This is a genomic window from Chitinophaga horti (assembly GCF_022867795.2).
Lineage (GTDB): Bacteria > Bacteroidota > Bacteroidia > Chitinophagales > Chitinophagaceae > Chitinophaga > Chitinophaga horti.
Map to the genome: position 1 here is coordinate 270,913 of NZ_CP107006.1, position 14,370 is coordinate 285,282.

Below are 14,370 nucleotides of genomic sequence, written 5' to 3' on the forward strand. Positions count from 1 at the left end.
ATTACTAAAAACCAAAAACTGCCTACATGGATTTTAAACAGATTCAGGAGCTGATCAAGATGGTAAACAAATCCAACATCAGTGAACTGAGCATCGAGCAGGACAAGTTTAAGATTACGATAAAACAAAAAGAAGAAGGACAAATAGTAGCGGTTCCGGCGCCTGTACAGTATGCGCAACCTATCGCACAAGTTGCGGCTACTGCTCCGGCAGCCCAGGCGGCACCTGCAGCGGGTACTGCTCCGGCAGCAGCGGCAAAAGATAACCTGATCACTATCAAATCGCCCATGATCGGTACTTTCTACCGCAGTGCGGGTCCTGATAAACCACCGTTCGTAAACGTAGGCGACGATGTAAGCGCTGGCAAAGTGGTTTGCATCATCGAGGCCATGAAATTGTTCAATGAAATTGAAAGTGAAGTAAGTGGTAAAATCGTTAAAATACTGGTGGACGACGCTTCCCCGGTAGAATACGATCAGCCGCTGTTCCTGGTAGAACCATAAAATTTCGGATAAAGTTGGAAGGTTGTAAGGTTTGGCCCTTACAACCTTCCAACTTTTAGCTTTTTTAACCTATTACGAAAAACAATGTTTAAAAAGATACTGATCGCTAACCGTGGCGAAATTGCCCTGCGCATTATCCGCACCTGTAAAGAAATGGGCATCAGAACGGTAGCTGTTTATTCCACTGCTGATAAAGACAGCCTGCACGTGAAGTTCGCGGACGAGGCGGTGTGCATCGGCAAACCACAAAGCAGCGACTCTTACCTCAACATCCCTCACCTGATGGCCGCAGCGGAAATTACCAATGCAGACGCTATCCATCCGGGTTACGGCTTCCTGGCAGAAAACGCCAAGTTTGCTGAAATCTGTGGTGAACACGGCATAAAGTTCATAGGACCCACACCGGACATGATCCGCAAAATGGGCGATAAAATGACGGCTAAAGAAACCATGATTGCAGCCGGTGTTCCGGTTATTCCCGGTTCCGAAGGCCTGCTTGAAAGTGTGGAAGAAGCGAAGAAAGTAGCGCAGGCGATGGGTTATCCCGTTATCATCAAAGCTACTGCCGGTGGCGGTGGTAAAGGCATGCGTGTTGTTTGGCAGGAAGAAGAACTGGAAAACAACTACAATATGGCCAAGAACGAAGCCCGCGCCTCGTTCAACAATGATGGCATCTACATGGAGAAATTCGTGGAAGAGCCCCGTCACATCGAGATCCAGGTAGCTGGCGACCAATACGGCAAAGTATGTCATCTCTCCGAGCGCGACTGCTCCATCCAACGCCGCCACCAGAAACTGGTAGAAGAATCTCCTTCTCCTTTCATGACGCCCGAACTGCGTGAGAAAATGGGTGATGCTGCTATCAAAGCTGCTTCCGCCATCAATTACGAAAGCGTGGGTACCATCGAGTTCCTGGTAGATAAGCATCGCAACTTCTACTTCATGGAAATGAATACCCGTATCCAGGTAGAACATGGTGTTACGGAAGAAGTAATCAACTTCGACCTGATCAAAGAACAAATTAAGATCGCAGCAGGCATCCCTATTTCCGGAAAGAACTATACGCCACAGATGCACGCCATCGAGTGCCGTATCAACGCAGAAGATCCGTACAACGACTTCCGCCCCTCCCCAGGTAAAATCTCCGTACTGCATACGCCAGGCGGACATGGCGTGCGTGTAGATTCACACATCTACGCCGGGTACGTGATCCCTCCTTACTACGATTCTATGGTCGCTAAGATCATCACTATTGCGCAAACCCGCGAAGAGGCCATCAATTCAATGGAAAGAGCGCTTAGCGAGTTCGTGATCGAAGGTGTGAAAACAACCATCCCGTTCCATCAGCAACTGATGCGCAACGAAGACTTCCGTAAAGGCAACTTTACGACCAAGTTTACAGAAGGTTTTAAACTGGTGTAAGCCGGTAGACAATACTACAATGAAAGGGGAGGACGTACAGTTCTCCCCTTTTTTGTTATCAAAACATCATCATGGCAAAGGTTTTGTTACTACAGGCGGCAATTCCGCTTATATTTAACATATGAAACCCGCCGTACGCAAACCGCCCTTTTACACGAAACTCAGTCTCGTGTTGCTTAGCCTTGTGCTGATCGTCCTTATCCTGCAGGTCACCAAAGAAGTGCTGGCCCCTGTTGCCTTTGCCTTTTTGTTCTCGCTATTACTTCTGCCGCTCGCGCAGCTGATGGAGCGCATCAAGTTTTCCCGATCTGTGGCGGCACTCATTGCGGTATTCTTTTTTATACTGGCTATGGGTGGTATCCTCTACTTCGTATCCATGCAAATGGCTGGCTTTTTAGCAGATATTCCCTTGCTGGAACAGCGGCTGATGGCCGAAGCGGACGTGCTTACCAGCTGGATCGATCAACGCTTCAACATCAGTTCCGAAAGCCAGATGGGGTACCTGAACGACCTGGCAGACCGCAGCATTGCCGGTGGTGCACAAATGGTGATCAACACCTTTTCGTCCGTATCGGCCACGGTGCTGTTCATCGTATTTATCCCGATTTATACGTTCTTCATGTTATACTACCGCCGCCTGCTGGTGGCCTTCCTGATAAAACTTTTCCGCCGCGAGCACGTGACCGAAGTATATGGCGCTATTGAAGATACGCGGCGTATCATCAAAAGTTATGTAGTGGGATTGTTCATCGAAATGGTGGTGGTTGCCGTACTCAATTGCAGCGTACTGGCCCTGATCGGCGTAAAGTATGCCATGCTGCTCGGTACTATTGGCGCGCTGTTGAATGTGATTCCCTATATCGGTTTTATCGTAACAGTGATCTTCACCCTGGTAGTAACGTTCACGACGAATACGGCCATGGTAGCGGTTTGGGCGGCCTTGTCATTGTTTATTATTCACCTGCTGGACAGTAATATATTGCTTCCGCGCATCGTGGGTTCCAAAGTAAAGATCAATGCGCTGGTAACAATCCTGGGCGTGTTTATCGGCAATATGGTGTGGGGCGTAAGCGGTATGTTTATTTCTATTCCCGCGCTGGCATTGTTAAAGATCATTTTTGACAGGATGCCGACTATGCGGGCATGGGCCATTTTACTGGGCACGGAGGAATAAAAAAGACGGCTTACGCGAAGTAAGCCGTCGTTGAGCTAAAACACTTTTATCTATCAAAAACGGTCAGTTAATTATTTGTAGAAGCTTCTTCCGGCTGAGCGGGAGCGCCTTTCGGATGATGCTTTTTATGTAATTTCTCATACTGTTCTGCGCTTAACGTTGCTTTCACTTTACCATCACGTTCTTTACGCAGTTCTTTAAACTTAGTTTTACGGTCGGTATCGGAAAGGTCTTTGTTGTTACGCACTGCCAGGGCCTTTTCGCGGAACTCACCATGAATACTTTTCAGCTGTTTGCTCTGTTCTTCGTTCAATCCCAGTTCCTGCTTCATTTTTTCAGGATGTTTGCCTTTAGCTGTTTTGTGGTCACGTTTACCCTTAAAGCCATCCATTTTAGTTTTCGTAGCCGCACGGTTGCTTTCCCACTTGCTGTACTGATCGGCGCTCAGCACAGATTTATATTTTTCACTGCGCACCTTACTGATCTCGGCCAGCTTCGTACGTTTTTCATCTTTCGTCAGTTTATCATCTTTCTGAACAGCCTTTGCGCTGGTCATAAAATCCTTATTAATGTCCTGCACTTTCGCCGTTTGCTGCTCGCTCAGCTGCAGATCTTGCTGCATGCTATGTCCGCGATGATGTTTCATTGGCTTTTTGCCCGTGCGGGAGCTGTCCTGTGCGAAAGCCGTGGTGCCTGCGGCAACTATGAGTAAGGTGATCAGTATCTTCTTCATTTTTTATCGTTTTGTAGTAGTAAGACGCACCCTGAAACCGGAAGTTTAATCCGTTAACATAGTTTAACATTTTAGTGCTTCGTCCTGAGTACCAATATCCCCCGAGGATCTTCCGACCATCCTTGCTGTCTGTTGCTGTCAACTTGGTACCACACTGGTGATACCGGGTGTTGGCAGCAAGGATCAGGAAGGATGCCGGAATGGCCCATGAGAGAACCGGGTGATGCAGTGAGTGACACAACGGCGGCTGGGGGAGGTGGTTAAGCTGGTGCAATAACCAGAAATGTGGGAAAAAAAGAACCCCCGGTGAAAACCGGGGGCCATCATACACCAAAACAATCTTACGGTTTTTTATCGCAAGAAAAGCAGCTCTCTGTATTTGGGCAGTGCCCAGATCTTGTCATCTACCAGGAATTCGAGTTTGTCTGCGTGGTAGCGGATCGTATCAAAGTATGCTTCTTTGATTTTCTCACAGTAATCGATCGCTTTCTCACGGCTATCGGACAATTTGTTCGCAACTTTGCGAGCCTCGATCATCGCCTGCACGTTTTCGCTGATGACGTTGATATGTTCAGAAATTTTTTCGGCAATTTGTTTCTGTGCTTTGTAAGCGCTTTCAGGGAAGCCGGCAGTCTTCATACCATTGATGTTAGACAGCAGGGTGTTCAGGTAAGAAATAGCGCAAGGCAGAATAGTGTTGGTTGCCAGATCACCGATTACACGGGCTTCGATCTGTACTTTTTTCACGTAGTCTTCCAGCAGGATTTCGTAACGTGCGTGCAGTTCTTTCTCGTTGTAAACGCCTGTTTCGATGAACAGTTTAGTGTTCTTTTCGGTAACGTAAGCATCCAGTGCGCGAGGCGTGGTTTTTACGTTAGGCAAACCTCTTTTTTCAGCTTCAGCAGCCCACTCGTCGCTGTAACCGTCGCCTTCGAAGAGGATCTTCTCAGAATCAACGATGTATTTGCGGAGGGTTTGCATGATAGCGATTTCTTTCTTCTCGCCTTTTTCGATCAGACCGTCAACTTCAGTTTTGAAGTTAGCGAGTGTTTTCGCCATGATGGTGTTCATCACGGTCATAGCAGAAGCACAGTTAGCAGAAGAACCTACCGCGCGGAACTCGAACTTGTTACCAGTGAAGGCGAACGGAGAAGTACGGTTACGGTCGGTATTGTCCAGCAACAGTTCCGGAATATGACGGTGCAGGTCCAGTTTCAGGATCGCTTCGTCTTGTTCGTCGAATTTGTTGTTTACACGGGTTTTAACGGCTTCCAGTACTTCAGCGAGGTATTTACCTACGAATACGGAGATGATTGCAGGAGGCGCTTCGTTTGCACCAAGACGGAAGTCGTTGCTTGGAGACGCGATAGCAGCGCGCATCAGGTCGTTATAGTCGTGTACGGCTTTGATCGTGTTCACAAAGAAAGTGAGGAACATCAGGTTGGTCTTAGGCGTTTTGCCAGGAGCCAGCAGGTTCACACCAGTATCTGTAGCAAGGCTCCAGTTGTTGTGTTTACCTGAACCGTTGATGCCTGCGAATGGTTTTTCGTGCAGCAATACGCGCAGTTTGTGGCGTTTGCCCACTTTAGCCATTACGTCCATCAGCAGGGAGTTGTGGTCAACTGCGATGTTTACTTCTTCGAAGATAGGCGCACACTCGAACTGAGCAGGAGCCACCTCATTGTGACGGGTCCTCAAAGGAATACCCAGTTTGTAAGACTCTTCTTCGAAATCGCGCATGAAAGCGTAAGCACGCTCAGGAATGGCACCGAAGTAGTGGTCTTCCAACTGCTGGCCTTTCGCAGGAGCGTGGCCAACTACGGTACGACCGCACATTACCAGGTCAGGACGGGCGTTAGCCAGACCTTCGTCTACCAGGAAGTACTCTTGCTCCCAACCGAGAGTAGCAGTTACTTTGGAAACGTTTTTATCGAAATAGTTACAAACGTCTACTGCAGATTTATCCAATGCAGCCAGTGCTTTCAGCAGGGGCGCTTTGTAATCCAGTGATTCGCCTGTATAAGCTACGAAGATGGTAGGGATGCAAAGGGTTTTACCAGCACCTTGCTCGATGATGAAAGCAGGAGAGGATGGGTCCCAGGCAGTGTAGCCACGAGCTTCGAAAGTAGCACGGATGCCACCGTTCGGGAAGCTGGAAGCATCAGGCTCCTGTTGAACCAGTGCATCGCCGTCAAAAGTTTCGATGGAAGTACCATCGCTTTTCAGGGTAAAGAAGGAGTCATGTTTTTCAGCTGTGGTGCCGGTCAGGGGTTGGAACCAGTGTGTATAGTGGGTTACACCTTTTTTCATAGCCCAGGATTTCATACCTGATGAAATCTGTTCCGCCATCTTGCGCTCGATCTTAGTGCCAGCTTTAATGGAGTTCATCAGGCTTTTGTAAGCCTCATCGCTCAGGTGCTCGCGCATTGTTCTGCCCGAAAACACATTACTACCGAAAACATCTGTGATCTTACCGTTGAGTTCTGGTTTGATTTTTACATCCACGCCGGTTAAGCCTTCCAGCGCAGTAAAACGTAAAGATTGCATGCTGTGAATAATTTTCTACAAAAAAACACTTCTTATCCTGAAAATGCAAGAATTAAACTTTTTTTAACCGAAATATTGCATTTCGATGGTAAAACCCTGCCTTTTTTGAAATTTGGCCAAAAAAGCGAGGAGTGTGTTCCTCAAAACTGATATATTAAAAATATCATAATCCGTATATGGAACATTTGATTTTCAACGCTTTCTGAAAGTGTTGAAAATCGGGCGGTATCGGCAGATCTGGCATAGCAAAATGTGGTGTCGCCGTAAATCGTTTGTTTCTTGTCTATTGATATAAAAGCATGTAGATTTGCATCTTCTTTTAAAATCGTATACATACATGCAAACCACTACCGTAGAAACGGCTGAACAGCTGGGACTTACCGCAGATGAATTTGAGAGAATAAAATCCGTTTTAGGCCGTACGCCCAATTTCACAGAACTGAGCATGTACTCTGTAATGTGGAGTGAACACTGTAGCTACAAAAACTCGATTGTCTGGTTAAAAACGCTGCCTCGCGAAGGTAGCCGCCTGCTGGTGAAAGCCGGTGAGGAAAACGCAGGCCTGGTAGATATTGGCGATGGTTATGCCGTTGTATTTAAGATCGAATCACATAATCACCCCTCCGCTATTGAGCCCTTCCAGGGCGCAGCTACCGGCGTAGGTGGTATTCACCGCGATATTTTCACCATGGGCGCACGCCCCATCGCAACGCTGAACTCTCTGCGTTTTGGTAACATAAAAGATAAGAAAACCCAGCACCTCGTTAAAGGTGTGGTAGACGGCATCAGCCATTACGGTAACTGCTTCGGTGTGCCGACTGTAGGGGGAGAAGTTTACTTCGAAGACTGTTACAGCACTAATCCACTGGTAAACGCGATGAGCGTAGGTATCGTAAAAGTGGGTCAAACTGTTTCCGCTACTTCTTACGGTGAAGGTAACCCCGTGTTTATCGTGGGTTCCGCTACCGGTAAAGATGGTATCGGCGGTGCGTCTTTCGCTTCTGCCGACATTACAGAAGAAAGCGCGCAGGACCTGCCGGCCGTACAGGTAGGCGATCCGTTCCAGGAAAAGAAACTGCTGGAAGCTTGTCTCGAAATCATTCCTACCGGCGCATTGATCGGTATGCAGGATATGGGCGCTGCCGGTATCACCTGCTCCACCGCAGAAATGAGCGCTAAAGGCGAACATGGTATGATTATCCACCTGGATAAAGTGCCTACCCGCCAGGAAAATATGAAAGGCTGGGAAATGCTGCTGAGCGAAAGCCAGGAGCGTATGCTGATCGTATTGAAGAAAGGCCGCGAAGAAGAAGTGCTGCGCATCTTCGACAAGTGGGACCTGCACTGCGTACAGATCGGTGAAGTAACGAAAGAGCCAAGACTGAAGTTCTATATGAATGGCGAACTGGAAGCTGATGTACCTGCTGAAAGTATGGTGCTCGGCGGCGGTGCGCCTCAGTACCACAGGGCTTACGTGGAGCCTCAGTACTTCGAAAAAATCAAAGCGTTCGATATCCAGAATATCGAGGACGTACAGGATGCGAAAGCAACTGCCGAAAGGATCATACAGCTGCCAAACATCGCATCTAAACGTTGGGTATATACGCAGTACGACAGCATGGTGGGTACTGCTAATGCTTCTACGAACGCGCCAAGCGATGCTGCTATCAGCGTGATCAAAGGCACTAGGAAGGCGCTGGCGATGACGACCGACTGTAACAGCCGCTACGTATTTGCAGATCCGCAGAAAGGCGGTCAGATCGCGGTGGCAGAAGCTGCCCGTAACATTGTATGTTCCGGTGGCGAACCTGTAGCGATCACCAACTGTCTTAACTTCGGCAACCCTTACGATCCGGAAGTATATTTCCAGTTCGTACACGCGCTGAAAGGCATGGGTGAGGCCTGCCGTAAGTTCGATACCCCGGTTACCGGCGGTAACGTAAGCTTCTACAACCAGTCGCCTGACGGCCCTGTATATCCAACGCCAACCATTGGTATGGTGGGTGTGCTGGACTTCAACGACCGCATGACGCTCGACTTCAAAAACGACGGCGACCTTATTTACCTGGTTGGCCGTTCTTACAACGATATTAACAGCTCCGAATACCTGCATAAAATAAAAGGTGTAGAGTTCAGTCCTGCACCGCACTTCCACCTTGAGGAAGAGCACCAGCTGCAGCAGGCGATCGCGAAACTGGTCAAAGGCAACCTGATTCAGTCTGCCCACGACGTGAGCGAAGGCGGCCTGTTCACCACATTGCTCGAAAGTGCTATGCACCGCGGTTTCGGTTTCGAACTGAAAACGAATGAGCATTTCCGCAAAGACGCATACTTGTTCGGCGAATCTCAAAGCCGCGTGGTAGTAACCGTTAACCCGGCCGACCGCGAGAAATTTGAGGCGCTGCTGCATGGACTGGTAGACGCATCTGAGCATAGCGTACGCTACGAGAAGATCGGTGCCGTAAAAGGCAGCAACGTGGTGGTAAACGGCGAAAGCTGGGGTACTACCGAAGACTGGAAGAAGAAATACGACACTGCGATCGAACAACACCTCGAGCACTAGTCTGTTCATCCGATATTGAGCAAAGGGGCCGGTCTTACCGGCCCTTTTGTTGTTTTAGGCCGCCATCATTCAGCGCAACGCAGATTAGCCGTAATTAAGCCTGCTCCTCCTCCGACATAGAAGAAATGCCGCCTTTTTTAATTGATGCCCGTTTCCCTTGGCCTGCTATTGATCGCCGTAATTAAGCCTGCTCTTCCTCCGACATAGAAGAAATGCCGCCTTTTTTAATTGATGGCCGTTTCCCTTGGCCTGCTATTTATCTTCGTAATTGAGCCTGCTGTTTAACCGCAATAGAGGAAATGTGGCCTTTGTTAATTGATGCCCGTTTCCCTTGGCCTGCTATTGATCGTCGTAATTGAGCCTGCTGTTTAACCGCAATAGAGCAAATGTGGCCTTTGTTAATTGATGCCCGTCCGCATGACCGGCTATTGATCGTTGTATTCAAGGCTGCCCCTCATTTGATAAGAGAAATGCCGCCTTCGCCAATTGATCCCCGTTTCACTTAAATATTATCATCTTTTTCGCATTACCCATAACATCCATTTGTACCCCCTTTGAACCATTTGTGTTATACATTCCTTAACATTTGACACTGCTTTTTACCCGCATCAGCTCCCTTAAAACGTCTTTTTTTGTTAATCGCAACTAACATTTAGCATGGCGCATGTGCATAACGCCGAAGAAACCGCTAAAAATGACGTAAACTCTTGTGTAGATGGGGTTTACAGGGGTTATGCACAGTGTGTTAATAACGTGTTTTGTTCAAAAAATAGGTGGAAAACACAGGCGTTTTTAGTCATTTTCGAATCAAACATACCTTATTGTGTAAGACGTTAAGAATCGCTTAACAACTTATTAACAAAATACCACGTTAGTGTTATTGATATAAGGGGGAAGTGATCTATTTTTGAATAGAGCGAGAGAGACAAGTGCAGATCGAAGATGTAGGGATTCGGAGGGTTGAAATTTCCAATCAGAAATACATAGAAGATATTTATACATTATTAATGGGGTACTAGTATCCCGGCTTTCTATGAAGACCTATATTATTAAGTTATTATAAGAGTTTACCATGTCCTAATGAACGACGTTTCGACCATGTCCTAATATGAAAGATGTTTACCATGTCCTACTGAAAAGTAACGAGTACCAATCCTAATGAGAAACTAGTATTACACCTAGTGAAAGAACGATTTGTTTGCCAGGGCTGAATTTATTCAGCCCTTTTTTTATGCGTTAAACCGAAGGCGTGGGATACAATGTTCCGCTTCACGGATCTTAAATGAGCCGTTAAGGGCGAGCGCTCGTTGCCTCACCAGCATTCGGTCGTCACGGGGCTTTGTATCGATCATATCGGCGCTTAGTCAGCCGCCAAATGCTTCGTTGCCAGGGGCAACACGCTTCATCATTCGCAATAAAAAAGGGAAAGCTTTCGCTTCCCCTTCTCTATATCTGTAAAATATGACTTACACCATTGGAATTTCGGCCACCTGGTAAGCTTTAGCGTCTAGTTTCTTCTTGGTTTCGCTGAAAGCATTCAGGGTTTCTTCAATATCCTGGTCGGTATGGGTAGCCGTCGGAATAATGCGGTAGATGATCTGTCCTTTCGGGATTACCGGGTAAACCACGATAGAACAGAAGATGTTGTAGTTCTCACGCAGGTCCAGGCACATAGCAGTAGCCTCAGGAATATCACCTTTCAGGTAAATCGGTGTAACCGGGGAGTCGGTGTGACCGATGTCAAAACCTCTGTCGCGCAGACCCTGCTGGATCTTGCCAACGTTTTCCCACAGTTTCGCTTTCAGTTCCGGACGGTTGCGCAGCATTTCCAGGCGTTTAAGGTTGCCCAGTACCAGCGGCATCGGCAGTGATTTAGCGAAGATCTGCGAACGCATGTTGTAGCGCAGGTAGTTAATAATGCCTTTGTCGCCGCTGATGAAGGCGCCGATAGAAGCCATAGATTTAGCGAAAGTAGAGAAATACAGGTCGATCTCGTCCTGCACGCCCTGCGCTTCGCCGGTACCTGCACCGGTTTCACCCATAGTACCGAAGCCGTGTGCATCGTCTACCAGCAGGCGGAATTCGTAGTCTTTTTTCAATGCAACGATCTCTTTCAGTTTACCCTGGTCGCCGCCCATGCCGAATACGCCTTCGGTAATAACGAGGATGCCACCATTGTTACCATTCTCTTTAATACGCTCTGTAGCACGTTTCAGCTGTTTTTCGCAATCAGCTACGTCGTTGTGTTTGTACACATAACGGTGACCGGGGTGTAAACGCAGGCCATCGATGATACAAGCGTGGCTTTCTGCATCATAAACAATAATATCGTGACGGCCGCAAAGTGAGTCGATAGCGCTCATAATGCCCTGGTAACCAAAGTTCACCAATACCGTATCTTCTTTCTTTTCGAACTCGGAAAGTTCTCTTTCCAGCTGCTCGTGGTAGTTAGAGTTACCACTCATCATGCGGGCGCCCATTGGGTAACCCATACCAAACTCCTGCGCCGCCTTAGCGTCTACTTCACGTATTTCAGGATGGTTGGCCAGGCCAAGGTAGTTGTTCAGGCTCCATACTATTTTCTCCTTCCCCCGGAATTTCATACGATTCCCGATTTCGCCCTCCAGCTTGGGAAATGCGAAGTATCCATGTGCTCTGTCCGAGTGTTGGCCGATAGGACCGAGATTTCTAGTGAGTTTCTCGAATATATCCATGATGTTAAATAATTTTTAATTGAATATGATCAACTAGATACAAAGGTATTAAAATATTGTTTTTTGTAAACTTAGGTTACTTTTGTTTGATAAACCTTTTTTAAAAAAGCAGTCATTTTTATCGGTAATCATGAGATCAAACATTTTATGGGCTGCCGCACTGCTGTTACTCAGCAGTAATAGCCAGGCCCAGAAAGCCACGTCACCTGTCGCGAACACTTACGCGAGTTCCAAAAGCCCGAAATCTGTAGCAAGACCTAAACTCGTTGTCGGAATGGTGGTAGACCAAATGCGTTGGGACTACCTTTATCGCTTCTACGACCGTTACTCTAACGACGGATTTAAAAGATTATTGAGAGAAGGATTTACCTGTGAAAACACTTTGATCCCTTATACGCCTACCATTACCGCCTGTGGCCACACTTGTGCCTATACCGGCTCGGTGCCCGCCATTCACGGGATTATCGGCAATGGCTGGTACGATCGTAAGCTGGATCGCGAAATGTATTGCGCAGAGGATACGACTGTAACTACAGTGGGCAGCTCCTCCAAAGCAGGCCGGATGAGCCCGAACAATATGCTGGTAACTACTGTGGCAGATGAGCTGCGAATGGCGACCAACTATAAAAGCCGCACTGTAGGCATCGCTATTAAAGACCGTGGCGCTATCCTGCCTGCCGGTCACACCGCGAACGCGGCCTACTGGTACGATGGCAGCGCCGGAAAGTTCATTACCAGCTCTTACTATATGACGGCTTTGCCTGATTGGGTAAATCAGTTCAACAATAAAAAATTACCTGAGCAATACACCGCCCAGCCCTGGAATACACTGTACCCGATTGCCACTTACACCCTTAGCACGGCGGACGAAAAGCCGTACGAAGGTAAGTTTAAGGGAGCTACCAGCACGTCTTTCCCACATAAAGTAGACGGACCTGGCCAGCTGGCGAGCCTGCCGTTCGGCAACACCTACACGCTCGATTTCGCGAAAGCAGCCCTGGATGCAGATAAACTGGGTAACGGCGAAGCGACTGACTTCCTCGCGGTAAGCCTTTCTTCTACCGATTACGTGGGGCACCAGTTTGGTCCTAATTCCATCGAAGCAGAAGATACGTACCTGCGTTTGGACAAAGACCTGGCTGACTTCTTCAACTATCTCGATAAAAAAGTTGGTAAAGGTCAGTGGTTGTACTTCATCACTGCCGACCACGGCGTGGCGCACGTACCGGGTTACAGCACCGAGAATAAAATGCATGGCGGCCTGGTGAGCACCGGCAACGCAATCAAAAATCTGAACGCAGGTGTTAAAAAGGAATTTGGTATCGATAAGGCGATATTGGATGCAGATAACTATGAAGTCTATTTGAACTACGCCGCTATTCCCAAAGCAAAAATGAGCGAAGTAAAGGCCTATATCATCGACGAGTTGCTGAAGATTCCCGGTGTACAGGAAGCATTCGACCTGAAAAGCATTGGCGCCGGCAGCCTGCCCGAACCTATCAAACAAATGGTGACCAACGGTTACAACGCTAAACGCAGTGGCGATGTGATGTTCACTCTCGAGCCAGGCTGGATCGCGGGCGGTAATACCGGTACCACGCACGGCGTTTGGAACCCATATGATGCACACATTCCTTTAGTATGGTTAGGATGGGGCATCAAGCCAGGTAAAACCAACCGTACTACCGCTATGACCGACATTGCGCCTACCATTGCGGCGATGTTGCGCATCCAGATGCCGAGCGGCAACGTTGGGCATGTTATTGAAGAAATCACAAAGTAGATTAACAGCACAATATGCGGAACTCCGTGGTGGCGCCAGCTTCCACGGAGTTTTTGTTTGAGGTACAACCACTTATCCATAGGGTATTTGTTATAAGGAGATTTCCCTTATTTTTGGTTAAAACAACCCATGTCCTATTCGTTCATTACTTACGAGGTGGCAGATCATATAGCCACGATCACGCTTAACCGACCTGAAAAGCGCAATGCACTTAACGGGGAAGTGGTAAAGGAACTGATAGGTGCATTTACAGCAGCCGGCGACGACCGGCAAGTGAAAGTGATCATACTCGCGGGTAACGGAGATGCATTCTGTGCGGGGGCCGACCTGGAGTACTTGCAGCAATTGCAGCGAAATACGTTTGAAGAGAACCTGGCCGATTCGCGGCAGCTGATGGCTTTAATGCAGCAGATTTACCATCATAGCAAGCCGGTTATTGCGAGGATAGAAGGGCATGCCATTGCAGGCGGCTGTGGACTTGCAACTGTTTGCGACCTGAGTTACGCGGTGCCCGCGGCGAAATTTGGTTATACAGAAGTTAAAATTGGGTTTGTTCCTGCACTTGTATCTGTTTTTCTCGTTAGAAAGATAGGAGAGGGCAGAGCGCGCGAATTACTGTTAACCGGTAAACTGATCGGCGCTGCCGATGCGGTGCAAATGGGGCTGATCAACGGTGTAGTTGCACCTGGTGAAATACACGACCTGGTAAAACGACTGGCCAGTGATCTTTGTACAGGGGCTTCGGCTAACTCGCTGACGTTAACCAAACAGTTGGTGGCAAACGCGCTCGATATGTCCATGCAACAGGCATTGGACGAAGCAGCAAAACAAAACGCACTTACAAGGGAACATCCCGATTGCCGGGAAGGCATCAGGGCCTTCCTGCATAAAGAAAAGCCGGTCTGGTAGCCCGGCGTCTATTTTTCCTATA

General features: G+C 48.0%; 9 protein-coding genes. 6 read left to right on the forward strand and 3 right to left on the reverse strand.

Annotated features, from left to right (window positions below; translation table 11 throughout):
- Nucleotides 1-26: 26 nt before the first annotated feature.
- From accB to MKQ68_RS01255, 3 genes are all read left to right on the forward strand, one after another.
- Nucleotides 27-503 carry an acetyl-CoA carboxylase biotin carboxyl carrier protein gene (gene accB, locus MKQ68_RS01245; RefSeq protein WP_264281745.1) on the forward strand — a complete coding sequence of 159 codons (477 nt, stop codon included), beginning with the start codon at nucleotides 27-29 and terminating at the stop codon, nucleotides 501-503.
- A gap of 84 nt (nucleotides 504-587) precedes the next feature.
- Nucleotides 588-1,925, forward strand: coding sequence for an acetyl-CoA carboxylase biotin carboxylase subunit (gene accC, locus MKQ68_RS01250; protein ID WP_264281746.1), 1,338 nt, complete (start codon nucleotides 588-590; stop codon nucleotides 1,923-1,925).
- A gap of 121 nt (nucleotides 1,926-2,046) precedes the next feature.
- Nucleotides 2,047-3,099 (forward strand): AI-2E family transporter, encoded by a 1,053-nt coding sequence (locus MKQ68_RS01255; RefSeq protein WP_244837250.1) that lies wholly within the window; start codon nucleotides 2,047-2,049, stop codon nucleotides 3,097-3,099.
- A 67-nt stretch (nucleotides 3,100-3,166) separates the two neighbouring features.
- Here MKQ68_RS01255 and MKQ68_RS01260 read toward each other — a convergent pair whose 3' ends face one another.
- A complete protein-coding gene (locus MKQ68_RS01260; RefSeq protein ID WP_244837249.1) occupies nucleotides 3,167-3,832 on the reverse strand; it encodes a DUF4890 domain-containing protein in 666 nt (221 codons plus the stop codon).
- 351 nt (nucleotides 3,833-4,183) lie between these two features.
- On the reverse strand, nucleotides 4,184-6,379 hold the full coding sequence (locus MKQ68_RS01265) for a glutamine synthetase III family protein (protein WP_264281747.1): 2,196 nt from the start codon (nucleotides 6,377-6,379) through the stop codon (nucleotides 4,184-4,186).
- Between the two features lie 337 nt (nucleotides 6,380-6,716).
- Here MKQ68_RS01265 and purL point away from each other — a divergent pair, with 337 nt between their 5' ends.
- Complete coding sequence (purL, locus tag MKQ68_RS01270; RefSeq protein ID WP_264281748.1) at nucleotides 6,717-8,942, forward strand: phosphoribosylformylglycinamidine synthase subunit PurL; 2,226 nt, start codon at nucleotides 6,717-6,719, stop codon at nucleotides 8,940-8,942.
- Nucleotides 8,943-10,408: 1,466 nt separating this feature from the next.
- Here the strand turns inward: purL and MKQ68_RS01275 are convergent.
- The gene (locus MKQ68_RS01275; protein ID WP_264281749.1) at nucleotides 10,409-11,545 is read right to left on the reverse strand and encodes an aminotransferase class I/II-fold pyridoxal phosphate-dependent enzyme; all 1,137 of its coding nucleotides are present in this window, start codon (nucleotides 11,543-11,545) and stop codon (nucleotides 10,409-10,411) included.
- A 241-nt stretch (nucleotides 11,546-11,786) separates the two neighbouring features.
- On the opposite strand from MKQ68_RS01275, the gene pafA reads away from it, so the two are divergent.
- Together pafA and MKQ68_RS01285 are read left to right on the forward strand one after the other, a co-directional pair.
- Complete coding sequence (pafA, locus tag MKQ68_RS01280; RefSeq protein WP_264281750.1) at nucleotides 11,787-13,439, forward strand: alkaline phosphatase PafA; 1,653 nt, start codon at nucleotides 11,787-11,789, stop codon at nucleotides 13,437-13,439.
- Between the two features lie 129 nt (nucleotides 13,440-13,568).
- Complete coding sequence (locus tag MKQ68_RS01285; RefSeq protein WP_244837243.1) at nucleotides 13,569-14,348, forward strand: enoyl-CoA hydratase/isomerase family protein; 780 nt, start codon at nucleotides 13,569-13,571, stop codon at nucleotides 14,346-14,348.
- Nucleotides 14,349-14,370: the final 22 nt, after the last annotated feature.

Excerpts from the sequence above, each read along its gene's own strand:
- accB (WP_264281745.1), top strand. The coding sequence starts at position 27 with ATGGATTTTAAACAGATTCAGGAGCTGATCAAGATGGTAAACAAATCC.
- accC (WP_264281746.1), top strand. The coding sequence starts at position 588 with ATGTTTAAAAAGATACTGATCGCTAACCGTGGCGAAATTGCCCTGCGC.
- MKQ68_RS01255 (WP_244837250.1), top strand. The coding sequence starts at position 2,047 with ATGAAACCCGCCGTACGCAAACCGCCCTTTTACACGAAACTCAGTCTC.
- MKQ68_RS01260 (WP_244837249.1), bottom strand. The coding sequence starts at position 3,832 with ATGAAGAAGATACTGATCACCTTACTCATAGTTGCCGCAGGCACCACG.
- MKQ68_RS01265 (WP_264281747.1), bottom strand. The coding sequence starts at position 6,379 with ATGCAATCTTTACGTTTTACTGCGCTGGAAGGCTTAACCGGCGTGGAT.
- purL (WP_264281748.1), top strand. The coding sequence starts at position 6,717 with ATGCAAACCACTACCGTAGAAACGGCTGAACAGCTGGGACTTACCGCA.
- MKQ68_RS01275 (WP_264281749.1), bottom strand. The coding sequence starts at position 11,545 with ATGAAATTCCGGGGGAAGGAGAAAATAGTATGGAGCCTGAACAACTAC.
- pafA (WP_264281750.1), top strand. The coding sequence starts at position 11,787 with ATGAGATCAAACATTTTATGGGCTGCCGCACTGCTGTTACTCAGCAGT.
- MKQ68_RS01285 (WP_244837243.1), top strand. The coding sequence starts at position 13,569 with ATGTCCTATTCGTTCATTACTTACGAGGTGGCAGATCATATAGCCACG.